Annotated in this window: 26 protein-coding genes; 10 read left to right on the top strand and 16 right to left on the bottom strand. The window is 65.0% G+C overall.

The genetic code is table 11. The features are described from left to right. The first annotated feature begins 265 nt into the window (after window positions 1–265). Complete coding sequence (locus HIM68_RS05655; RefSeq protein WP_172170527.1) at window positions 266–679, top strand: CBS domain-containing protein; 414 nt, start codon at window positions 266–268, stop codon at window positions 677–679. A gap of 9 nt (window positions 680–688) precedes the next feature. Here the strand turns inward: HIM68_RS05655 and HIM68_RS05660 are convergent, their stop codons facing one another. From HIM68_RS05660 to HIM68_RS18800, 3 genes are all read right to left on the bottom strand, one after another. Next, window positions 689–1,000: a hypothetical protein gene (locus HIM68_RS05660; RefSeq protein WP_172170529.1), complete on the bottom strand. Its 312-nt coding sequence runs from the start codon at window positions 998–1,000 to the stop codon at window positions 689–691. Between the two features lie 118 nt (window positions 1,001–1,118). Next, the gene (locus HIM68_RS05665) at window positions 1,119–1,910 is read right to left on the bottom strand and encodes a GAF and ANTAR domain-containing protein (RefSeq protein ID WP_367647443.1); all 792 of its coding nucleotides are present in this window, start codon (window positions 1,908–1,910) and stop codon (window positions 1,119–1,121) included. A gap of 130 nt (window positions 1,911–2,040) precedes the next feature. Then, window positions 2,041–3,177 carry a hypothetical protein gene (locus tag HIM68_RS18800; RefSeq protein ID WP_216656962.1) on the bottom strand — a complete coding sequence of 379 codons (1,137 nt, stop codon included), beginning with the start codon at window positions 3,175–3,177 and terminating at the stop codon, window positions 2,041–2,043. A gap of 294 nt (window positions 3,178–3,471) precedes the next feature. Between HIM68_RS18800 and HIM68_RS05675 the strand changes: the two genes are divergently transcribed. From HIM68_RS05675 to crtI, 3 genes are all read left to right on the top strand, one after another. Then, complete coding sequence (locus HIM68_RS05675; protein ID WP_172170531.1) at window positions 3,472–3,837, top strand: VOC family protein; 366 nt, start codon at window positions 3,472–3,474, stop codon at window positions 3,835–3,837. Window positions 3,838–3,900: 63 nt separating this feature from the next. Further along, window positions 3,901–4,839 (top strand): squalene/phytoene synthase family protein, encoded by a 939-nt coding sequence (locus HIM68_RS05680; RefSeq protein ID WP_172170533.1) that lies wholly within the window; start codon window positions 3,901–3,903, stop codon window positions 4,837–4,839. Beyond that, window positions 4,836–6,482, top strand: coding sequence for a phytoene desaturase family protein (gene crtI, locus HIM68_RS05685; protein WP_172170535.1), 1,647 nt, complete (start codon window positions 4,836–4,838; stop codon window positions 6,480–6,482). The genes HIM68_RS05680 and crtI overlap by 4 nt, the downstream gene beginning before the upstream one ends. 18 nt (window positions 6,483–6,500) lie before the next feature. Here the strand turns inward: crtI and HIM68_RS05690 are convergent, their stop codons facing one another. Genes HIM68_RS05690 through HIM68_RS05710 form a run of 5 tightly spaced genes read right to left on the bottom strand, consistent with a single transcriptional unit; the run spans window position 6,501 to window position 11,131 of the window. Then, window positions 6,501–8,171, bottom strand: coding sequence for an FAD-dependent oxidoreductase (locus HIM68_RS05690; RefSeq protein ID WP_172170537.1), 1,671 nt, complete (start codon window positions 8,169–8,171; stop codon window positions 6,501–6,503). Continuing rightward, window positions 8,168–8,506: a lycopene cyclase domain-containing protein gene (locus HIM68_RS05695; RefSeq protein WP_172170539.1), complete on the bottom strand. Its 339-nt coding sequence runs from the start codon at window positions 8,504–8,506 to the stop codon at window positions 8,168–8,170. The genes HIM68_RS05690 and HIM68_RS05695 overlap by 4 nt, the downstream gene beginning before the upstream one ends. After that, window positions 8,503–8,847, bottom strand: a complete 345-nt coding sequence (locus HIM68_RS05700) for a lycopene cyclase domain-containing protein (protein ID WP_172170541.1) — start codon at window positions 8,845–8,847, stop codon at window positions 8,503–8,505. The genes HIM68_RS05695 and HIM68_RS05700 overlap by 4 nt, the downstream gene beginning before the upstream one ends. After that, window positions 8,844–10,094 carry a cytochrome P450 gene (locus tag HIM68_RS05705; RefSeq protein ID WP_172170543.1) on the bottom strand — a complete coding sequence of 417 codons (1,251 nt, stop codon included), beginning with the start codon at window positions 10,092–10,094 and terminating at the stop codon, window positions 8,844–8,846. The genes HIM68_RS05700 and HIM68_RS05705 overlap by 4 nt, the downstream gene beginning before the upstream one ends. Beyond that, window positions 10,091–11,131 carry a polyprenyl synthetase family protein gene (locus HIM68_RS05710; protein WP_172170545.1) on the bottom strand — a complete coding sequence of 347 codons (1,041 nt, stop codon included), beginning with the start codon at window positions 11,129–11,131 and terminating at the stop codon, window positions 10,091–10,093. The genes HIM68_RS05705 and HIM68_RS05710 overlap by 4 nt, the downstream gene beginning before the upstream one ends. A gap of 53 nt (window positions 11,132–11,184) precedes the next feature. Here HIM68_RS05710 and HIM68_RS05715 point away from each other — a divergent pair, with 53 nt between their 5' ends. Beyond that, the gene (locus HIM68_RS05715) at window positions 11,185–11,760 is read left to right on the top strand and encodes a MarR family winged helix-turn-helix transcriptional regulator (RefSeq protein WP_367647444.1); all 576 of its coding nucleotides are present in this window, start codon (window positions 11,185–11,187) and stop codon (window positions 11,758–11,760) included. 53 nt (window positions 11,761–11,813) lie between these two features. Here the strand turns inward: HIM68_RS05715 and HIM68_RS05720 are convergent, their stop codons facing one another. The 7 genes from HIM68_RS05720 to HIM68_RS05750 all read right to left on the bottom strand — a co-directional run bounded on the left by HIM68_RS05720 (window position 11,814) and on the right by HIM68_RS05750 (window position 16,699). Further along, window positions 11,814–12,095, bottom strand: coding sequence for a DUF6480 family protein (locus HIM68_RS05720; protein WP_167198733.1), 282 nt, complete (start codon window positions 12,093–12,095; stop codon window positions 11,814–11,816). A gap of 50 nt (window positions 12,096–12,145) precedes the next feature. Further along, entirely contained in the window at window positions 12,146–13,039 is an 894-nt protein-coding gene (locus tag HIM68_RS05725) for an SDR family oxidoreductase (RefSeq protein ID WP_167198730.1), read from the bottom strand. Next, on the bottom strand, window positions 13,036–13,281 hold the full coding sequence (locus HIM68_RS05730; protein WP_172170547.1) for a hypothetical protein: 246 nt from the start codon (window positions 13,279–13,281) through the stop codon (window positions 13,036–13,038). Before HIM68_RS05730 ends, HIM68_RS05725 begins: the two co-directional genes overlap by 4 nt. Window positions 13,282–13,355: 74 nt before the next feature. Beyond that, complete coding sequence (locus HIM68_RS05735; protein ID WP_172170549.1) at window positions 13,356–13,880, bottom strand: Dps family protein; 525 nt, start codon at window positions 13,878–13,880, stop codon at window positions 13,356–13,358. A 124-nt stretch (window positions 13,881–14,004) separates the two neighbouring features. Then, the gene (locus tag HIM68_RS05740; protein ID WP_172170551.1) at window positions 14,005–14,421 is read right to left on the bottom strand and encodes a ChaB family protein; all 417 of its coding nucleotides are present in this window, start codon (window positions 14,419–14,421) and stop codon (window positions 14,005–14,007) included. Window positions 14,422–14,526: 105 nt separating this feature from the next. Continuing rightward, window positions 14,527–15,774, bottom strand: coding sequence for a cytochrome P450 (locus HIM68_RS05745; protein ID WP_172170553.1), 1,248 nt, complete (start codon window positions 15,772–15,774; stop codon window positions 14,527–14,529). A gap of 22 nt (window positions 15,775–15,796) precedes the next feature. Next, window positions 15,797–16,699: a Ku protein gene (locus HIM68_RS05750; RefSeq protein WP_172170555.1), complete on the bottom strand. Its 903-nt coding sequence runs from the start codon at window positions 16,697–16,699 to the stop codon at window positions 15,797–15,799. 106 nt (window positions 16,700–16,805) lie between these two features. Between HIM68_RS05750 and HIM68_RS05755 the strand changes: the two genes are divergently transcribed. Continuing rightward, window positions 16,806–17,435 carry a LysE family translocator gene (locus tag HIM68_RS05755; RefSeq protein WP_172170557.1) on the top strand — a complete coding sequence of 210 codons (630 nt, stop codon included), beginning with the start codon at window positions 16,806–16,808 and terminating at the stop codon, window positions 17,433–17,435. 146 nt (window positions 17,436–17,581) lie between these two features. Further along, window positions 17,582–18,679 (top strand): hypothetical protein, encoded by a 1,098-nt coding sequence (locus HIM68_RS05760; protein ID WP_172170559.1) that lies wholly within the window; start codon window positions 17,582–17,584, stop codon window positions 18,677–18,679. Between the two features lie 45 nt (window positions 18,680–18,724). On the opposite strand, the gene HIM68_RS05765 is transcribed toward HIM68_RS05760, so the two are convergent. Next, window positions 18,725–19,828 carry an aromatic acid exporter family protein gene (locus tag HIM68_RS05765; RefSeq protein WP_172170561.1) on the bottom strand — a complete coding sequence of 368 codons (1,104 nt, stop codon included), beginning with the start codon at window positions 19,826–19,828 and terminating at the stop codon, window positions 18,725–18,727. A 235-nt stretch (window positions 19,829–20,063) separates the two neighbouring features. On the opposite strand from HIM68_RS05765, the gene HIM68_RS05770 reads away from it, so the two are divergent. The 3 genes from HIM68_RS05770 to HIM68_RS05780 are packed head-to-tail and all read left to right on the top strand — an operon-like array spanning window position 20,064 to window position 21,863. Beyond that, window positions 20,064–20,207, top strand: a complete 144-nt coding sequence (locus HIM68_RS05770) for a GPGG-motif small membrane protein (protein ID WP_172170563.1) — start codon at window positions 20,064–20,066, stop codon at window positions 20,205–20,207. 36 nt (window positions 20,208–20,243) lie between these two features. Then, complete coding sequence (locus HIM68_RS05775; protein WP_172170565.1) at window positions 20,244–21,500, top strand: phosphatidylserine/phosphatidylglycerophosphate/cardiolipin synthase family protein; 1,257 nt, start codon at window positions 20,244–20,246, stop codon at window positions 21,498–21,500. A gap of 33 nt (window positions 21,501–21,533) precedes the next feature. Next, window positions 21,534–21,863 (top strand): DUF3224 domain-containing protein, encoded by a 330-nt coding sequence (locus HIM68_RS05780; protein WP_172170567.1) that lies wholly within the window; start codon window positions 21,534–21,536, stop codon window positions 21,861–21,863. The last annotated feature ends 53 nt before the right edge of the window (window positions 21,864–21,916 follow it).

Raw genomic sequence — 21,916 nt, forward strand, 5'->3', positions numbered from 1 at the left:
TCATACTTCATCGCCGCTGAGCCGTCGGCGGCCAGCGCAGGCACGGAACGCGGCCCGAGGACGGTCGCTTGGGACGGCGTGACGACCGTCTCTGTGTCCGCGTACGGCAACGTTGTCTGAGGCACCCGTCCTGGGCATCAGGCCCCTGGACACTCATCGGGAGCAGTCAGCATGATGAGTGTCCCGTGGACGACGAGGCGAGCTTCGGGCCGCCGCGTCCACGGGGACACATTGATCGGCACCAATCTAAGAGGAGACGATGACAATGACCACGGCACGCGAACTGATGACTCCGGGCGCGAAGTGCGTCGGAGAGAACGAGACGCTCGAGAAGGCCGCACAGTACATGCGCGAGGACGGCTTCGGGTCCCTGCCGATCTGTGGTGAGGACAACCGACTCAAAGGCATGATCACCGACCGCGACATCGTTGTGAAATGCGTCGCCGAGGGCGGCGATCCGAGGACGGCCACGGCCGGAGAGCTGGCCCAGGGCAAGCCGGTGACCATCGGTGCCGACGACAATGTGGGGGAGGCTCTGCAGACGATGAAGGATCACCAGGTCCGCCGCCTCCCCGTCATCGACGGCCACGAACTCGTGGGCATGCTCGCTCAGGCTGATGTCGCTCGCAGCGAGTGGGACAACCGTGTCGGTGATCTGCTGGAGAAGATGTCCGAGTGAGACCGGTGGTTAGTCGAGTGCGCGCTCGTGCTTGCGGCCCACGCTCTTGGGCAGAGCCTGCATCTGGGCACCGATGACCGGGTCGCTGTCGATGTGCTTGCGCGCGATCGGGCACGAGATGGTGATGGGGATCCGTCGATTCAGGGAGTCTTCGAGAGCCAGGCGCAGAAGCTCGCGGCAATGCCGGTCCGAATCGAGTGGCTCAATGGCCTCGCAGTAGACGAACATGATCTCGCCCGGTGTGATCGTGTAGTGAAGCGAGGCGACGAGATGTCCAGGAAGGTAGAGATCGAACTTGGACGCTTCGCTGTTGTTGAGCAATGTGTACACAGTGGTCCCCTTGAGAAAGGAAGGAGGCCATCTGCTTGACCGGCTTTCAGGTTAGCTCACCGGAGCACCGGACAACAAGTGGCACGTCGAAGTGAGTGAGAGTGCCGGATCAGTCGGTGACCGTGCCCGGCAGCGCACCGGTGCTGACGAACTCCTCGGCGACCTCACGCAGCTTCGTGTTCGTCTTCGAGCTCACCTTCGTGAGCAGCAGGAACGCCTCGTGCTCACTGATCTTGTGCCGTTCCATGAGAATCCCCTTCGCCTGACCGATGAGATCCCGCGAGGCCACTGCCTCATAGAGCTGTCCCTGCTTCTGCGCATTGGCCAGAGCCAGAGAGGCATGAGCGGCCACTCCGCTTCCGATGTCTTCCGATTCCTGGTCGAAGGCGCGGGGAGTCTTCGAATAGAGATTGAGGGCGCCGAGGCTGTCGACCTCGACGAAGAGCTGGAAGGCGAGCATGCTCCTCACTCCCTCCGCGACCGCGCTGGAGGCGAACCGGGGCCAAGGGGTGGGCTCGGTGAGATCCGGGACCCGGACGATGCGATGCTCGCGGATGGAGTCGAAGCACGGTCCTTCGTGCAGCTCTGACTGCAGGGCGTCCAGTCGCTCGGGGACCATGGCAGAAGGAGCCCGGGAACGGATGAGGTCATCGCGGCTGACGATTGAGAGCGACGCGTAATCGGCCCCGGGAATGATTCGCAGTGCTTCGTCCACCATCACCTTGAGGACGAGGTCATCGGGTTCGAGGACGAGCGAGCGTGCCCACTCGCCGATCTGCGCTGTCAGCTGATGCCGCTCGGACTCGGGATCGATCGGCGCGGTATCCGCAGCCGCATCGCTGGGTATTCCGACGTTGTCGTCGGTCGGTTCTGCCGAGGTCTCGTCCATCAGAGATGCCACTCCAATCGTGTCTCAGGTGTCGACCCTGGGATCGCTGTCTTCAGTATTCGTCCATGTCGGGATCTTCGTCAATGGCCTCCGACGGCCGTTTCTCGTCGCCTACCGCCGGACCTGGCGGCGAAGTGTCCCTTCACCGCAGAGTCGACTTCAGCTCCTCGACGCGTGCGGTGAGCCCGGCGATGTCGAGTCCCTGACTCTTCTCAATCAGTTCCCGAGTCTGTTCGGGGCAGAGGATGCCGGATGCGATGAGTCGGGAGACCGGCGTGTCCGGACGATCGTATTCGCGTCGACGCTCTCCTGCAGGAGAGAGGCGCCAGCCCACGGGGTTCTTGACAGGCATGAAGTAATTGAGGCGGTCGGCCAGGGCCGACCACAGCTGGTTGACTCTCGCGACCGCGGCATCGATGTCGTGCGGCGTGCCGAGCGGGAGGTTGAGGCCGCTGAACGTCCGATCGGGTACGCGAGACCCTTGTCGGAGATCGCTCATGCAGTGGAATTCGATGAGGTTGTCCTCTGCCCACTTCTCGATGGCGCTGTCCGGGACCGCCGGCGGCAACAGGATTCCGGTGACGATGAAAGGCACCGCGCGCACCATCTGCGCGAGCATGTCGACCACTTGCGTGCCGGGGGCGAAGGTCCTTGTGTGCACCCACCCGATCTCCACGTCGGTGAATGTCACTGTGACGCAGTCCTCGTCGGTCGGTGTCGTGATCGTCAGCAGTTCGACGAGGAAGTAGCCGGGTTCGGGCTCGAGGAGCGAACGCATGCGCTGCCGCGGGAGGGAAGCACGCATCCCCGCCCCGGTGCCGGTCAGCCACGAATCGTCGTGGTCGCCGGCCTTGGCACCGCGCAGGTACCGATCGATCGTCGCCGCGGAGATGTCGAGGAGTTCCCCTCGCACCGAGGGCGAATAGCCGTGCCGTCCCTCGCGGAGGTGACCGTGCCTCTCCAAGGAGTCGAGGCAGTCGGCCATCGCCGCCTCGAGGTACTTGCCGCAGGGGCGGCCGGAGGACTTCCACACGAGTTCGAGAGCCCGCTGGGCACGAGAGGAGAACTTCTTCGGCTTGAGGCGACGGCGGTCGACGACAGCGTCGAGGGAGACCCCGGCTCTGATCTGGTGGAACTGGCTGCGCAGCTGGTGGCGCGCGTGATCACGAGTCCACCCGGTCGCCTCCGTGAGCGTATCGAGGATCGTGCCCTTGCCCTTGCGCGACGACGCCTCATAGGAGCGAGCATAGGTGCGGGCCAGTTGGATGGGTGAAGTCATGATGTCATCCTCCGAATCGGATCGGGGAGCCACCGGGACTCCCGTTGTGCCAGAGACGCTATTGAGCGCGAAGTTTCTGTGGAAGGGTCTTTACAGATCCGCGGGTTTCGTCTAGGCGACCCGAGCGACCTCGGGAATCCTCAACCTCGGTCCTCGCAACGGCAAAGCGGGGGTTTGCATTGGGCACCGACGGGTCTTGTCGCTGTCAAGGCCGGGAGCATAACGTGGTCCCATGGAGACTGCGCTCACGGCCACAGCATTCCCCTGCACTTCGGTGAGGAAGGAAGGATCACGATGATCGGACGCCTCAACACCACCGCTATGGACTGCCCCGTACCGATCGAAACGGCCCGGTTCTACCGCAGGCTGCTCGGCGGCAGCGTATCACCGGACGAGGACGCCGACTGGGTCAACCTCTACGAGCCCTCGGGCCGGGAGATCCTCTCCTTCCAAAGGGCAGAGGACTATGTGGCCCCGACCTGGCCGGACAACTCCGTTCCGCTGCAGGTCCATATCGACATCCTCGTCTCCTCCTATGAGGACGCCGAGCCCACGGTGTTCGACGCCGGCGGCAGGCTCCTCGACGATTCGGACGAGCACCCGACCTTCCGCGTCTACGCCGACCCGATCGGGCGTCCATTCTGCCTGGTCCTCGAGTGACACCGCGACGCCACCCGAGCGGAGATTCGCTTACTTGGCAGATATTTAGCTAAGCTAACGAATATGACGCCGCGCAGCTCCACCCCGACCGATGAGCTCTACACGCGCACCGCCGAGGACGCGGCCAGGGCAGTGATCGCGAGCTATTCGACCTCCTTCGGGCTGGCCGTCAGGTTGCTCGGCGTCAGGAACCGGCACCATATCCGCAACATCTATGCCCTGGTGCGCATCGCCGATGAGATCGTCGACGGTCTGGCCGCCGAGGCCGGGCTTGCCGAGACCGAGCAGCGGGAGATGCTGGGCAGTTTCGCTTCGGCCACCCGCGCGGCGCTGCACACCGGCATCAGCGATAATCTCGTCGTCCACGCCTTTGCCAGGACCGCTCGAGCAGCAGGCATCGACGACGAACTCATCGACCCCTTCTTCGCCTCCATGGACGCCGACCTCGATCCCGCGGATCCCGGTGGCCCATCCGGCCTCGAGGTCGAGGGCGGTACGTCCCCGGTCCGCGGCTTCGACTCTCATGCCCACGATGAGTACGTCTACGGGTCCGCCGAGGTCGTCGGGCTCATGTGCCTCAAGGTCTTCCTCATCGATCTCGATCGCACCCCCGCCGAGGTCGCACGCCTCGAGCACGGGGCACGGCAGCTGGGAGCGGCGTTCCAGAACGTCAACTTCCTGCGCGACCTGGCCGACGACGATCAGCGTCTCGGCCGCAGCTACCTCACTCCGGGACACCGACTCACCGAGGGTGAGAAAGCCGAGTGGGTGGACACGATCCGGCAGCAGCTCGCCGCCGCCCAGGACGCCATCACCGAACTGCCGAAGGACGCGCGCACCGCGGTTCGCTGCGCCTGCGCCCTCTTCACCGCGCTGACCGACAGGATCGCCGCGACCCCGGTCGCGGACCTCTACAGGCAGCGAGTGCGGGTCCCGAATGCCGTCAAGGCTCGGCTGACCGCGCACGCGCTCATGACCGCAGCCCGTGAGGGGCGTTCATGAGCCGGCGGCCCGGTCCCGGCGCTCCCGCCGGGAGTGGTCTGCGAACCGGGATCATCGGTGGGGGAGCCGCCGGGCTGGCCACGGCGATCCTCCTCGCCCGCGAAGGGCACTCGGTCGACCTGTTCGAGAAGAACTCCGAACTCGGCGGGCGCATCGGCGTGTTCGAGCGTGAGGGCTTCCGCTTCGACACCGGCCCGTCGTGGTACCTCATGCCCGAGGTCTTCGAACACTTCTTCGCTCTCGCCGGCACCTCCGCCGAGGCCGAACTCGACCTGCGCACGCTCGATCCCGGCTACACCGTGTTCAGCCCACCGGGACCGGTCGATGAGAACACGGGGGCCCCGGGACGCACGCGAGAACTGACGATCCCGCAGGGCAGGTCCCGGGTGCGGACGACCTTCGAAAGTGTCGAGCGCTGCACGGGAGATGCCCTCGACGACTACCTCGTCTCGGCCGAGCACACAAAGGAACTCGCGCTCGCCCACTTCCTCTACAACCCCTTCACCTCGCCACGGTCCCTGCTCCATCGGGACATCCTCGGCGCGCTGCCGACACTGTTCCGGCAGTTGGGGACCTCTCTGACCGACTTCGCGAACGCATCGTTCCACGATCCGGTGCTGCGCCAGATCCTCCAATACCCCGCGATCTTCCTCGGCACCGACCCGCGACGGGCACCGGCGATCTACCACCTCATGAGCACCCTCGACCTCGACCAAGGTGTCAGTTACCCCATGGGCGGGTTCCATACGATCATCGACGCCCTCGTCCGGCTGGCCGAACGCTCCGGGGTGCGCCTGCACATAGGAGCCGATGTCACGCACATCGACACCGAGGCAGCACCCGGCCCCGGACGGACCGGACGCCGGGCAACCGGTCTGCGTTGGACCGATGGCGCTGGACGCACACGCACGCATTCCGCCGACGTCATCGTCTCCGCCGCCGACCTCCACCACACGGAGACGCAGCTGCTCGGCCCCGAGGACCAGAGCTTCCCGGAACGCTCCTGGTCGTCAGTGACGAGCGGCCCCGGGGCGGTGCTCGTCTTCCTCGGCATCGAAGGCGAGCTCGAGGAGGTGGCGCATCATTCGCTGTTCTTCACCGAGGACTGGGAGTCGAACTTCGACGCGATCTTCGGGTCCACGCAGAAGATCCCCTCACCGGCCTCGATCTATGCCTGCCGTCCCAGCGCCACCGATCCCACCGTCGCTCCGCCCGGGCACGAGAATCTCTTCCTCCTCATCCCCGTCCCCGCCGATGCAGGGCTCGGAGCCGGGGGAGACGACGGGACAGGAGATCCGCGGATCGAAGCGGCCGCCGATCGTGCGATCGACCAGATCGCCCGATGGGCCGACATCCCCGACCTGCGCCGGCGCATCAGAGTGCGCAGGACGCTGGGACCGACGGACTTCGCCGAGGACTTCAACTCCTGGCTCGGCGGCATGCTGGGGCCCGCGCACACGTTGCGCCAGAGCGCGATGTTCCGATGGCAGAACTCTTCGAAGGCAGTCGACGGGCTGTTCTATGCCGGTGCCACGACGGCGCCCGGGGTCGGCGTGCCGATGTGCCTCATCAGCGCCGAACTCGTCCTCAAACGCCTCCGCGGAGACTCCAGCCCGGGACCACTGCCGATCCCTGCACAGTGAGGGACTTGGGGTCGGCGGTCAGCGCCCGGTGCCTACTCCTCGCCTGGGCCCCGTTGCCCCACTCCTGCGCAGTGCGCCGAGGGGACCCCGGCGGAGCAGACCGCGCCGAGGCGGCGACCAGATCTCGGTTCCCTCCACCCGCCAACCGGCGAGCAGTTCGTTCGCGGCCATGAATCCCGTCGTCGCCGCGCGTTCCATGAGCGCCACAGGTGCCTCACAGCGGATCGAATCCCCGGCGAGCACCAGTCCGGGAAACGCAGTTGTGACCCCGGGGCGGTCGTCGTGCGGCCGCGTGTCGGCCAGTGCGCAGTCATCGGCGATGAGCAGCTCCTGGGCGGTGATGGGGTTGTCGGCTGTCTCGGGATAGACCTCGTGGAGGTCGGCCAGCAGTTGGCGCGTCACGGCTTCCCGGTCGACGTCTTCAGACTCGAGCATCCCTCGCGGGCTGCCTCGATGCGCGGTGCCGAGCGCATAGGCGTGGAGTTCGACGACGGAACCGCCGTGCTTGTGCCGCCATCTCTCGGCCCCGGCCTCGAAGCGTTCGAGGATCGAGATGTTGTCGAGCAGCGCATAGCCGGTCGTGCCGAGGAAGGCCGGGCGGCTCGGATCCACCTCGTCTTGCAGCCACAGTCTGAGCACCGCGAACGGCGGCGCATTCCGCTGCGAGGTGACACTGCTCAGCCACCGCTCTCGAGTCTCCGTGCCCGCGGCCGGTGAGCCGGCGGCCGTCGAATGGTCGAGAGCGTCGGCGTCGATCGAGTCCTCGAGTCCGGCCAGCAGCGTCCGAGTGCTTCGCGAATCAGCGGCGAGCACGAGCGCATCGCTCTCGAGCACCCCACTCGTCGTCTCGGCGCGCCACCTGCCCGCTCGGTCCTGTGGGCGGAGCGCGGTGACCGCGGTGTCGGTCTCGATCCGCACCCCAGCCTCGGCGAGGTATTCGCTCAGGGGCGACCACAGCGCGGTGTCGTAGTCATCGTCGGGGACGTCGAAGAGCAACCCTTCGGCGGAGCCCGTGAAGTACGTGTGGAACATCGCGACGAGCTCCCCGGCGGAGAAGTCCGCAGGGTGAGCGAAGAAAGAGCGGGCGAAGACCTCGAGCGCGAGATGCCGCGCCCCGACCGGGAACCGCAGCCGGTCGAGGAACTGCTCGGCCGACTCTCCGTCGTAGCGTCGATAGGAGTCCGGGAAGTCGACGTCGATGAGTTCGAATGCCGTCGTCAGGTCGACGTCGGCCAGACCACGCAGCGGGAAGGACGGGCTGGTGAGCACGAATCCCGCGAGACTGAGCGGGGGAGTCCGGGGAATCCGGGCGAAGGAGTCGCGCAGACCGTCCCGACCCACGAGTGGATAGTCCGTGACCGGGACCAGACGGTCGAGGCCGGGATCGGCGCGTGCGAGCAGGCTGCGGAGATTGTAGTACTGGCGGAAGAAGGCATGGAATCCGCGGCTCATCGACCGGTCCCCGTCGAGGCTCCAGGCCCGGACCCGTCCACCGAGGCTGGATTCGGCCTCGACCAGGTGCACACTCACGCCGTGCTCGGCGAGGACCGCGGCCGCGGCCAGTCCGGCGATGCCGCCGCCGACGACGGTCACCCGCTTGGGCCGCAGCAGACGCGGACGCCCCGGGTGGGAGGGGTTGAGGATCGCGTGCCGGTCGCGGGGGCGTAGCTGGGAGGCGCGGCGGTTCATATGCTCTCTTCTCCGGTGGACGCAGCGTGCCTGTTCAGGCGCCACTGCCAGAGCATGAGGACGGCGGTGATCATGGCGAAGCCGAAGCCGAAGTCCTCGATCGGGATGTCCCACGGGAACCGGATGCCGCTCAGACCCTGCGGATTGTAGATGACGATGGGATCCGAAAGCTTCGTCAGCCAGCCGTCGACGAAGCACTGGAAGACCATGCAGATGCCCAGCGCCGCCCAGTACTTCGCCCGGCGGAAGATGCCTGATCGGAAGACGAACAGCTCGAGGCCGACGACGAGGATCATCCCGACGACGGTCATGATCGAGTACTCGGGCACGCTCATCGTTCGCCGCCTCCTTCGGAACGGCGCTTGCGAACCGCCGTGAGCACCGTGCCGACCGCCTCATAGCTGAGCAGGGCGCACAGGGGGATGACGAGGAAGAACACGAGCTCCTCGAGCGGCAGGTTGCCGAGGTGGATGCCGGTGACGAATCGCGGGTTGTACACCCAATGGTCGCGGGCGATGGCCACGACGTCCCAGAGGCAGAAGACGACCATGACGGGCACGAGCGCCCACAGCACGGTTCTCCACCGGCGGTACACCCGAGCCCGGAAGAACAGCTCCAGGGGCAGGGTGATGAGGACGCAGGCACCCATGAGGAGCAGATACTCGAAGGCGCTCACGGCAGTCTCCTCTCCGGGCCGGAGCCCTCGTCGAAGACCAGTTGGAGTCCGCGCAGCCGGTAGCCCGAGATGACGCTGTCCCAGCCGATCTTCGGTTCGGTGACCAGTCGCGGGCCGCGGTCGAGCAGGCGATGGACGAGCGCATCGGTCTCGAACAGCGCCAGCGACTGCCCCGGGCACTTGTGCGCACCGTCGCTGAAGCTCATGCCGACCGCCGGGACGGCTTCTGCGGTGTGCCGCACCGGACACAGGGAATGCGGCTCGGGCCCCATCGCTTGCTCATCGGTGTTCGTCGCGCGGACGCAGACGTCGATGAGGTCCCCGGCGGGGATCGTCACGGTGCGACCCGGCGCTGTGACCTCGATGTCGGCCTGAGCGCGTCGAAAGAGGTGGCCGACGACCGGTTCGAGGCGGATGATCTCCTCGAGAATCTCCAACCGGCGAGGCCGGTCGGCCGCGAGGTACTCCGCCCCGAGCTCGTCATCGGAGAGCAGGTGCCAGCACGCCATGGTGATGAATTCGCGGGTGGTGACCATCCCGGCCGTGCCGTAGGTGACGCACTCGACGAGGATGTCCGACGTGCTGTGTCCGGCCCCGATGAGATGGGACAGGACGTCTTCGCGCTGCCTGCGGCGCCGGGCCCGAAGCGCCGGTCGGACGTCGGCGAGGTAGAACCGGACGATCGGGACGAGGCCGTTGACCGCGGCCTGCAGCCACTGCTTCCGGGTCCGCCCCCAACCGGGGGCGGCGAGGTTGACCGGCGGCTGGGTGAAGAATCCCTCGAGCCGCCTCGACATGCCCGTGATGGAGGATTCGGTCAGTCCCACGACTTCGGAGGTCACGGCCACGGAGAAGCGCAGAGCCACCTTGTCGAGGCGGCACCGGCCGGTCGCGGCAACACGGCCGACCGTGTCCTGCGCGAGAGCATCGATGCGCTCGCCGTACCTGTCGGCGATCACAGCGGGGGCGAAGAATCGGGCGAGCTCTCGGCGCTGCGAGTCATGGGACTCCCCGTCGGAGATGAGGATCGGGTGGCGGCGGAAGACGCCGCGAGGAATCCGCTCTGCGGTGAATCCGGCTTGAGTCGTGAGGTGTCGGGCCCGCAGCACCTGGCGGGCGGCGTCGAAGGAGCGGATGCGCCAGAGGTCGGGACCGTGTTCGAAGGGCACCTGCTCGACCGGGGGACCGTCCGGCTCGTCGCCGGGTGCCGCCAGCCGGCTTGGACGGTGCCGATCGGCCCCGCTCATGCGCACCTCAGACTGCAGGCGGAGGTGAGGTCCGCGAGTCTGCCGGCAAGCGCCTGCGGCAGCTCCGCCTCGGCGATGAGCCCGGCGATGGTCTCGCAGTGCTCGGCGATCATCGACTCGACGTATGCCCTCGCCCCGGACTCCTCGATGGCCTGCCGCAGCCGGAGGCCACCCTCAGCGTCGAGGCCCCGATCGCCGAAGAGATGGGCGACCTGGGACCAGGCCGAATGGGTTCGGGCCGTGTTGATGAGCAGGGTCTCCTTGCCTTCTCGGAGGTCGCTGAGTACGGATTTGCCGGTCTCGTGCTCATCGCCGAAGAGCCCGAGGACATCGTCCCTGAGCTGATAGACGATGCCGATGCGGCGGCCGATGGCGCGCAGCCGCTCGACCAGTCTGTCGTCGCTTCCGGCGAGGACCGCGGCGATGGACAGCGGGGCTTCGAACGAGTAGGCGGCGGTCTTGCGTCCGATCATCGTGAGCACGTCACCGGAGTCAGCCTCGTCGAGGTGGAGGCTCAGCCACACGTCGGACTGTTCTCCAGCGACGCTCTCGGCGATCGTCTCATCGTAGATGTCGAGGATCGCGAGTCTGCGCGGCGCCTCGAGGTCGAGGCGCGCCAGGAGGGACTGGGCCTCGTTGAGCATGAGGTCACCGGCGAGCAGGGACGAGGAGATCCCCCACGTCTGCGCTGCGGCGCTCGTGGCGCCGAGGAGCATGGCCTCGGAGGAGAACTGACCGGTGATGTTCATCTCTCCTCGCCGGACGGTGTCGTTGTCGATGACATCATCGTGGATGATCAGGCCGATGTGCAGCAGCTGCATCGCGCCGGCGGCGTCCGTCGCGGCCTGCGCTGCCGTGCCTCCCAGGCCCTCATGGGCATCGATGAGCAGGCGGGGCCTGATCATCTTTCCGCCCAACGCCATCCTCGACAGCGCTTCCCAGAGCTGTTCGTACTGCTGAGTTCGGACTCGAGAGCGTCGCCGAGCAGCGGCGAGGACTTCGACGAGGCGGGATTCGACGGTCAGGACGCTCTCCAATTTCTTTAGCCTGGCGAGAGTTCAATCTAACACGTCAGCGGTATGCTGTCAGCGTGCCGTCCGCAGACTCGAAGGCAGCTGGGCTGACCTACTTCTCGAATGAATCGGAGTTCTCCGATCGCTCGGCCCTGTCCGAATCCGAGATCGCGGAGTGCACCGCGCTGATGGAGGCCCTGCGGCAGTGGCACGAGGCCGAACGCGACCTCGCCGAGGCGTCGCGGCGGTATATGCAGCTCAACGACAGCGATATGCGCACCATCCGCCTGCTCATCCGCGCGCAGCGCCAGGGGCTCATCGTCACTCCCAAGGACATCGCTGCTGCCGTCGGGATCTCCAGCGCCTCGACGACGAAGCTCGTCGATCGCCTCGTCGCCGGTGGGCACCTGATCCGGGTTCCCCACCCCCACGACAGGCGCACCACCAGCATCGAGGTGACAGAGGAGACCGCGCAGGCAGCGCACGAGTCGGTGGGGCGCCAGCATGCCCGTCGCTTCGACGTGATCGCGACTCTGAACAGCCGGGAGCGCCAGGCCGTGCTGCGGTTTCTCTCTGCCATGACCGAAGCCGACCGCCCGCAGGGCGTGCTGGCTGATGACGGGAGCGGACGGTCGACGCAGGACCGTGATTAGGACCGGGCTGTTCCCGTTCCTCTCACCGCACCTGAGTCTTCGCTGCGGTCGGATCAGCCGAAGACCCCGACGATATAGGCGACGAAGAAGAAGATCATGATCGCCAGCAGGCAGCTGATTCCGACGATCACCCATTTCGTCTTCGGGGGCCGCGACGCCGGAGGGTGAGGCGGCGAGGCGGTCGCCGAGTGCGACTCAGGAGGAGTCGCACCTGGTCGGACGCTTCCGCCCTCATCGAGGTCGGGGTCACCGGCTGGGCCCGGATCGAGGTTGGGATTGCCGGTGCCGTGCCGGTCGGTGTTCGGTTTCGGCTGCTTGTCATCGTGTGAACTCATCAGGTCTCCTTCGGGGCGCGGGGCCGCGGCGACCGTCCTGGAGCGGCCGATCAGGGGGTGGGCTGGCCGCCGTTGACGTTGAGGGTCTCACCGATCACATAGCTCGACTCCGACGAGGTGAGGAAGACGTACGCGGGTGCGAGCTCTGTCGGCTGCCCTGCCCGTCCCAGCGGAGTGTTCTTGCCGAAATGCGGCAACGCCTCCTTCGGCTGGCCGTCCGAGACCTGCAGCGGGGTCCAGATCGGCCCCGGTGCCACGGAATTCACTCGGATGCCCTTCGGAGCCAGTTGAGTGGCCAACCCCTTCGTGAAGTTGTTGATCGCCGCTTTCGTCGACGCATAGTCGATGAGGTGAGCGGACGGCGAATACGCCTGCACGGAGGTGCTGTTGACGATCGTCGATCCGGGCTCGAGATGTTCGAGCGCGGCCTGAGAGACCCGGAACATCGCGTGGATGTTCGTCCGGAACGTGTCCTCCCACTGCTCGTCCGTGAGGTCGGCGATGTCTTCGACGGCGATCTGTCGGCCGGCATTGTTGACCACCGCATCGAGCCCGCCAAGTTCCTCTGCCGCCCGGCGGACCACTTCGCGGCAGTACTCGGGATCGGACAGGTCTCCCGGGAGAGGCACGGCCTTGCGACCGGCCTGACGGATGACTTCGCAGACGTGCTGGGCATCCTCCTCCTCGGCGGGCAGATAGGACAGAGCGACATCGGCTCCCTCACGGGCGAAGGCGATCGCGACGGCGGATCCGATGCCGGAGTCCGAGCCGGTGATCAGCGCCCTGCGCCCGCGGAGCCTGCCTGTGCCGGTGTAGCTGTCCTCACCGCGATCCGTGCCGGGGATAAGTTCCGCGTCGAGGCCCGGTTCGGGCTGATCCTGCTTCGGCGGTGAGATGTCGGGAAAGCGAGTGGTGGGGTCCTGGAAGGTCAGTTGGTCGCTCATCGGCTTCCTCCTTTGTCGTCGGTGGCCTTAGTATGTCCTGCCTCGCGCGCACAGTGCGAGCAGCAGAACACGGATTCGCCGTCATGGACTCCGTGGCCGAGGATGCGGCATCCGCAGTGTTCGCAGGTGGGTGCGGCCTTGTGTATCGCGCATTCGAAGCTGTCGAATGTCCACGAGCTGTTTCCGAATGACAGGGTGAATGTCTGTTCGTAGTCGTTTCCGCAGGTGTCGCAGACGGACATGGGAATCTCCTTGCTGGTGGGTGGTTCATCGGCACCGCTACCGGGGCGGCTGTGCCTCCACGGCGGGGGCGGCCTCAGCTGGGCCGGCGCGTCTCTGCGCTGATGAACCAGGCCTGCTGCTCGAGCTGGGCGATGTATTCGTGGAACAGATCGGCGGTCGTCGGATCGGCGGAGTCGACCTCGTCGTGGCAGCTGCGCATGCTGCCGACCGTCGTCTCAATCGCGTCCACGACGTGGTCGATCGCATCGTGAGTGGTGATCTCTCCGGCCGGGAACGTCGCCAGATCGGTCTGAGCGGCGATGACCGCGGGCCGTCCGTCGGGCGAACCGTGCAGCGCCCTCATCCGTTCGGCGAGGGCGTCGCTGCCGCTGCGGGCCACTGTCGTCACTTCGTCGAGGTTGAGATGGAGATCTCGGAAGTTCGTGCCCACGATATTCCAGTGCGCCTGTTTGGCGACCAGGCTGAGAGCGATGAAGTCGACGAGGACGTTCTGCAGGTTCTTCGTCAGCGACTCGGGTGCGACGAATCCCCTCTCGGCGTTCTCCCTCTGGGTGGCTTTGGATCCTTGCGGTTCGGGAACGGTGACTGTATCTGTCATGGTGCTCCGATCTCTGATTGTGCGTCTGTTGGGACAGCGGGACGGAGATCCTCACGCTAGTCCCGGCGTTCGGCTGCCGGAAGATCTCTCCATGCCGCTTCGTTTTCGCCGCTTCAGCTCGGTGTCAGGAGTTCTGCTTCGTCTTGCGCTTGCTCTCCTTCTCGAGTGCGTCGACGAGTTCTTTCTTCGTCATCGACGAACGTCCCGAGATCTTCAGCTTCTTCGCTTGCTCGTAGAGGTGCTCCTTCGAGGCTTTCGCGTCGACTCCGCCGGCGGTCTTGCGGTCGGTGTTCTTGCCACCGGAGCTCTGAGCGTCCGACGGGCCGGAGGAGTCCTTCGCCTCCCACTTGTCGCCGACCTTCTCATAGCTGTGTTTGAGCGCGTCGTAGGCGACCTGGTGAGCGCGCTTCTCGTCTCCGTATTGGTCGATGGCCGAGTCGTAGGCCTTGGCGAAGGTCCGCTGCGCCTTCTTGCTCGACTTCTCCAGCGTCGAGGGCAGCTCGCTCTCCTTCGGCTTTCCTGTCTTCGTCGTCTTCGGCATGGTGTGAACTTCTCCTTCGTAGTCGGTTCGAGGTTTCGGTCATTGAGGTGTGCGGTGTACGCAGGCCGGCGAGGCTCGCGTCGGATGCATCGGGTCTCCTCCTTCTCAGCTGTCCGCTCCGATGGTTCCGGTGTGGAAGACGAAACCGCTGCGAGGCAGGGTCGGAAAGCGGTTGAGCGGGATGGACAGGTCCTGAGTGGGTACGTCGGACGCGTCGCGTGCCAAGAGTCGGGTCGCTCGCTTGAGGAGCTCGACGGTGCTCCATTCGCCGGGACAGCGGTGGTCGCTCTCGTGTCGGCCTGCTCCTTGGGCGATAAGTGTGTTGGGGTCTTCGGCCCAGCGGAATCCGCGGAATCGTGCGGGTTCGAATGCTCCGGGGTCTGCCCACAGACGTCTGTCGTGGCAGGTGCCGAAGAGGTCGAGAACGACGCGGTCGTCGACGTCGAACCGATGGCCGTGCCATTCGAAAGGTGTGCGGACCCGTCCGGGGACTGCAGGGAAGAAAGGAAAGAAGCGGCGTACCTCTTGGACGAATGGTTCGAGGTCGGTCTCCTCGTCCGCTGCGAAAGCCTCGCGCCAGCGTGGGTGTTCGGTGAGTGCGACGGCGGCGAACACGATGAATCGGGCCACGGCGACCGTGGGACGGAGGACATTGATGAGCTCGACGGCCGCGACCTCCGGCGACAGGAGCTGCCCATCGGCATCAGTGTGGTGGGCGAAGACGGCCAAGGCGGCCTCGTCAGACGGCGACGAGTCGCCTCGGCGCACTTTCTCGATCTGCCGGGTCGCCCAGTTCTCCGCGCCGCGCCTGCGCCGCCGGGCGTTCCAATTGCTAGGTCCCTTCGTGCCCGCCCGGTCGACCATGAGGCCCAGCTCGCGCGTCAGGCGAGGCACATCGGTGTCCTCGATGTCGATGCCCGCCCACCGGCAGGCCGTGCGCGTGAGCACTGCGCGGGCGAAGTCGTGCAGGACGATCCGTCGCGGCCCGGGCCGAGCATCGCGTGCCAGCGCCCATTCCTCCTCGAAGATCTCGCCGAGGCGGTCGACCGATCCGCTGTCCATGAGCGAGAGGAAGGCCGCCTTCCTCCGGTGGTGGGCCGGTGGGTCGAGGGCTTGGACGGAGCCTTCGTCCTGGAGCAGATGCTGGACGCTCGTGGGCATCGCTCCCGCACGGGTGAGGTGCTCGCCGTCGTAGAAGATCTCCGCCGCCTCCTCACCGAGGATGAAGGTGGTCGGTTTGAGGAACAGACGCGTGGTGAAGAGGTCGGCGCCCTCGGTCTCGCAGCGGCGGGAGGCGAAGGCATAGCCGTCTCTGAGGAACGCGACCGTGCTGTCGATGGGCTGTCTCGTCATGCCGATTCCTCTCCGCGGCTCCTCATCCCGTGCGTTTCTTCGCGGTGGACGACTTGTTCGTCTCCGACTTCTTCGTCCCCGATTTCTTCGCCGAGGTCTTCTTCGCAGCCGACTTCTTCGATGACCCCTTCTTCGACGACCGCGAGCTGTCCACGGATTTGCGCAGCGCCTCCATGAGATCGATGACATCGCCCCCGGTGTCCTCCTCGGAGTCTTCCTCGTCGAAGGTCTTCTCGATGTCGAGGCTCTCGCCGGATTCGATCTTCGCGTCGATGAGTTTGCGCAACTCGACCTGGTAATCGTCGCTGAACTCCTCGGGGGTGAAGTCCTCCGAGTAGGACTCGACGAGTTTCTCCGACATCTCGAGTTCCTTATCCGAGATCTTCGCCTTCGAGTTCACTCCCTTGAAGTCGACGTCGCGAATCTCATCAGCCCAGCGCAGAGTCTGGATCATGAGGACCTTTCCGCACACCCGCAGCACGGCCAGACGCGTCCGGGTGCGCAGAGTGAGCTTGACGATCGCGGTCCGCTCGGTGTCCTCGAGCGTCTTACGCAATAGGAGGTAGGCCTTCGGCGTCTTCGACGTCGGCTCGAGGAAATAGGCCTTCTCAAGCATGATGGGGTCGATCTCGTCGCTGGGCACGAATTGCAGGACGTCGATATCGTCGTTGTCCTCTGCCGGAAGAGCCTCGAAGTCCTCACTTGTGAGGACCACGCGGTGCTCGCCGTCGTCGAAAGCCTTATCCATGTCGTCGTACTCGACGGTCTTTCCGCATTCCTCGCAACGATGCTGATTGCGGATCCGCCCTCCGTCCTTCTTGTGGACCTGGTGCATTCGCACGTCGTGGTTCTCCGTGGCCGAGTACAGCTTCACGGGCACATTCACGAGGCCGAAGGCGATGGATCCGGTCCAGATAGCTCTCATGCCCCCATTGAAACGCAGCTTTCGAGCACTGGCTAGCCCCCTCAGCTGTCCCCATGCCGATAAGTTGGCACGGTTGACTACGAACAGTTTCGCTCGGAAGAGGACAATGGAACCACAGCAGCTGATAGCCTGGGCCCTCGTGGCAGTCATCGGCGCGGCCACACCTGGAGTTGACCTCATGATCGTCCTACGGTCGACACTCTTCCACGGTCGGCGCTCAGGATTCGCCGCCGTTGTCGGTGTCGAAGTCGGGCATGCCATATGGGCAGTTGCCAGCCTCGTCGGCCTGACTGCGTTGCTTGCCGCCTCAACGATCGCATACGACGTGGTGCGAATTGCTGGAGCGTGTTATCTCGTGTGGCTGGGGTGTATGGCGATCTGGAAGTCCCTTCCGCGCAACCGGGCAACCGACACGGAGACTGCGGCACCAGCTCCACAGAACGCGATCGATGCTGCTCGCAGCGGATTGATCAGCAATATGCTCAACCCCAAAGTCGGAGTCTTCTACATCAGTATCCTTCCCCAGTTCCTCCCCACAGAAGCGACAGCCGGCGGGTGGGGAATGCTGCTGGTGTCCATCGCTCTGGCAGTCGGCATCTTTTGGCATTCGGCGATCGTCCTCGCCGCCACTCGCGCTCGAGGCGTGCTCACACGTGAACGCGTCAAGATCTGGCTCGATCGCACGAGTGCTGCCGTGATGATCGCTCTCGGAGTGCGCTTGGCAACCGACCATTGATGCAGCGCGGCACCGACCATTGACGCAGCGCTACCGGCGAGCAGACGTGCGACGGAGGCACACAGGATGGTGGGCTGTTCAATAGGCACCGGGCGCACCTGCAGCAGGGGGTAGACGGTAGGAGCCCCGTGATTCAGGATAAAAGCATGGGTTCAGAAGCGAAGGTTGTCGGACTGATGGCTGATCCTGGTGTGCCGCAGAAGATCGCTCAGTCGGTCGCAGGGTCTCTGAAACGAGAATTGGCCGATCGTATCGAGGACATCGAGTGGCACGTCGAAGTCAGCACCGAATCGTTCTCACTCACCCCCGACGGCGATATCCCCTTCATGGATAGAGCCGAAGACCTGCGAAGCCGGTACGAATGGGACTACATCGTCTACCTGACCGAACTGCCCCGTCACCACGACACTCAGCCGATGCTGTGCGAAGTCAGCACCGCCAATCGGGCTCTGCTGGTCTCGGTTCCGGCATTAGGCGCTCATCGTCTTCTGGCACAGACACGGAATCTGGTGGTCGCGCTCATCTTCTCGACGCAGGAAGGGACGGGACAGAGCTCGTTGGAGGACTCCGTGCGATCGATCGCGAAACTCAGAAGTGCGCGCGGGGGCCGCGGTGACTCCGGTCCGGGACGGGATGACACCGCCTACATCGTGATGCCCGGATGGCTCAACCGGCTGCGGCTGCTGACGGGAATGGTGCGCAGCAACCGGCCCGGGCGGATGCTGCCCGCGCTGACCACCTCCATCGCCGCGGCGGCGGCCGTGGGCACATTCGGTGTCTTCTACAGTTCGATGTGGACATTGGCCGATTCCCTGCATCCGGCGCGTCTGCTCCTGATCGGTCTGCTCGTCATCGCGGCACTGACCTTCTGGCTGATCTTCCGCAATCGCCTCTGGACCAAGCGGCGCGATGCGGTGTACGCATGGCAGGGCGGGCTGGACAACACCACCACGGTCATCATGGTGGGTACCAGCGTGGCCCTGATGTTCCTGGTCCTGTTCGCCTTCTTGTTCGCACTGGGACTGGTCGTCGTCGATGATGGTCAGCTCGGTTCCGAACTCATGCATTCCGTGAGCTTCTTCAACTATCCGAGGCTTGCGTGGTTGGCGGCTTGTCTGGGCACATTGGCCGGAGCACTCGGCTCCAATTTCGACAGCGACGATGAGATTCGGCGAGCAACGTACAGCAAGCGCGAAAGCGAACGCCGCGAACGCCGCGACACCGACGACGAGGCAGAGGCCTGAGTTCTTCGGGCTCAGACCCGCGCGTACGTTCCCAGGGCGTCGGGGTCAGTCGGATTCCCGTGCGCCGCGCGCCGAGGCGATATCGTCGACGATGACGACGATATGGCGCAGGCTCGTGATGAGCGAGCCGTAGATCGGCCACGTGGTCTCCGGAAGCGACCGGTCCTGGGAGATATCGGTCGACAGTTGTTGGAGACGGTCGAAGATCGGTTCGACCTCGGCATCGGGATCGGCGATGGACCGTCCGGCATCGGCGACGATCGACGCCCACTCATCGCGGAACCAGGTGTTCCATTCTCTTTCGGATGAGGAGGCCTCACGGAGAGTGCGGGCGAGGTTCCGCAGGTGGGAGATGCCTTCGTCGGCTCTGAACAGGATGTTCTCGTAGCTTTCCTTCTCCGCGGAGTCGGCTATGTCTCCCCGGCGTCGCAGTCTCCTGGCACGGATCGCTGTGCGGGGATTGATGCGTCGGCTCTCGCGGGCGAATCGCACGGTCTGCCACGCCGATTGGAGCTCTCGGCTCATGGACTCAGTCCGCTCGAACCACTCCTGGGCGGCATCCGAGTCCCAGGAGCGGGAGAACTGGTCCGACATGTCGATGAGGACTTCGCCCATCTGACGGTTGACACTGTCGATGTAGCGAGCCGCCTGCCGGTCCCGCAGAGGCGGGACCATGAGGAGGTTGACTGCGAGGCCGACTGCCACTCCGAGGGCGAGTTCGACGAGTCGGTCGACGAGCAGGGGCTGCTGAGAATCGAATCCGGAGCCGAGGATGAAGATCGCCGTCGTCGCGATCGCCACTCCTTCGTCGCGGATCCACGACAGGCGGGCACCGGCCAGACCGACGAACATGGCCAGGGCGAAGGTCCAGAGGCTGACACCGAGGTAGTTGCCGATGAGGAAGGAGACTCCAACGCCGATCGTCGACGCGATCGTCGTCTGCACCCCTCGAGAGAACGATCTGTAGACGGTGGCGTGGACCGTCAGCAGTGCCGTCCACGGAGCAAGGAACGGCATCTGACTGTCAAGCACGGCGTCAGAGACCCACCAGGCGCCGGTGGCGGCGATCACGCCCTTGGCGATCTGCAGCAGGTCGGTGACGAACTCCGGCCGCCGGAGATATCCCGCCTGTGAGCGATAATGGGGCATGGCTGGCTCCTCGCCTCGAAGTCCGGTCAGAACAGTTCAGCTTCGGCAACAGTGTACGGGGGTGGTTCGCACGCTCTTCCATCGGATTCGCTTGCCGGGAGTGTCGTTCCCGGTTCCACCTGCTGAGGCACCGTCGCCGTCCTGCCTGGTCAGCGAAGCGGTGTTAGATTGGCGATTCGAAGGCGAACCGGTTGCCGGTAAGCGGCCTTCGCACTCACCGAATGAAGGAGTACCCATGGCTGTCATTCTCTGGATCATCGCAGCGATCCTCGTCATCTCAGGAATCTTCGCCATCTTCAGGAAGCAGATTCTCTGGGGAGTCGTACTCATCGTCGTCGGTTGCCTCGTCGGGCCCGGGGGAGTGAGCATCTTCGCCTGAGAAGGGCGGAGCTGGCGGAGGGGATAGAGTGAGCGGATGTCTCCTTTGAGAAATCCTGCGCTCCGCCAAGTCGACCGTCTGCGTCGGATCGTGCCCTGGGTGGTCGCCGGACTCGCCAGTGCGGTGCCGGCGACCGTCGCCGTCTCGATGGCCGTCGACCTCATCCAGAAACGAGGCCGTAAGTCGCGCCCCGCGCCGCGACCGGGAACGTTCAGGTCGACGGTCGAACAGTCGGAGCTCGACATCTACACCGATGGTGCCACTCTTTACGAGGACATGCTCGATGCGATCGGCTCCGCACGCGAGTCGATCCTCATGGAGACGTTCATCTGGAAGAACGACGAGGTGGGTCAGAGGTTCATCGACGCGTTCAACGCGGCATCGGCCCGCGGTGTGGAGGTCCATCTCATCTACGACGGTTTCGCCAACCTATCGGTACCCAGCTCGTTCTACCATCAGCTCTCCGAGAAGGTCCGTGTGCTGCGCCTGCCGACTGTGGCGCGGAAATTCTGGCGGGGACCGATGCGGCATTCGGGTTTCAACCATTCGAAGATCCTCGTCATCGACGACGATGTGGCCTTCGTCGGCGGGTTCAACATCGGTTCTCTCTACGCCCGTCACTGGCGCGACACCCACCTGCGATCGGTCGGCCCCGGAGCCTGGGGTCTGCGGCAGACCATCGCGGAAGTGTGGAACGAGTTCCACGACTCCGGCGAACAGATCGCATGGGTGCCGCCCGCGGCCTGGGAGTCGAAGCTGCGGGTCTCGGCGAATCTTCCGATTCACCTCGTCTATCCCATTCGCAGTATGTATCTCAACGCCTTCGCCCGTGCGCAGAAGCGGATCTGGCTGACGACACCCTATTTCATTCCCGACCAGCAGCTGCTGCACTCTCTCGTCGAAGCGGCGGAGCGCGGCGTGGACGTGCGGGTCATGGTTCCGCAGGAGTCCAACCACATCCTCGGCGATTGGCTCTCGCGGGGATTCTTCGAGCAGATGATCAACTCCGAGGTCACGGTTCTGCTCTACACCGCGAGCATGATCCATTCGAAGGTCGCCACCGTCGACGGCGAATGGTCGACGGTGGGTACGGCGAACATCGACCGGCTGTCGCTGACCTTCAACTATGAGACCAATGTCGAAGTCATCGACCGTGCATTCGCCGCCGAGATGGAGAAGGTTTTCGACAGTGACTCCATGCACTGTGTCGAACTCGGTTCGGAGTGGCTCAACCGCCACCGGCTGGCCAAGCTCGCCGAACGCGCCCTAGTGCCGATGCGCCCCTGGCTGTGACGCAGACTTTCCGCACTCTTCGCTCCTGTCCTCGTGCGCAGTCCCATCCCGATCATTTTCGGGGTAGCGTGGAAAGTCAGCGGGTACTCGACGACGCTGTTCACCTACGCGGTGGATCATTCGACCGACGTCGGCGGCTATGTCGCCATGGAGTCGTTCGCAGGGAAGCTGCACGAACGCTCGGGCACCTTCAACTTCACTCATTCCGCGACGACATCCGGTGAGGACCGGGACAACGAATCGTTCGTCATCATTCCGTCGAGCGGCACCGGAGACCTGGCCGGGATCACTGGGATCGGTGGGCTGAGGAACGAAGCCGACGGCACTCATCGTGTCTGGCTGATGTACGAACTGCCCGAATAATCCGTTCGCGTCAAGGCTCTGTCGGTGAGGTTCCCGACGGTATAGTCTCGGCC

Source organism: Brevibacterium sp. CT2-23B (assembly GCF_013168765.1).
Classification (GTDB): domain Bacteria; phylum Actinomycetota; class Actinomycetes; order Actinomycetales; family Brevibacteriaceae; genus Brevibacterium; species Brevibacterium sediminis.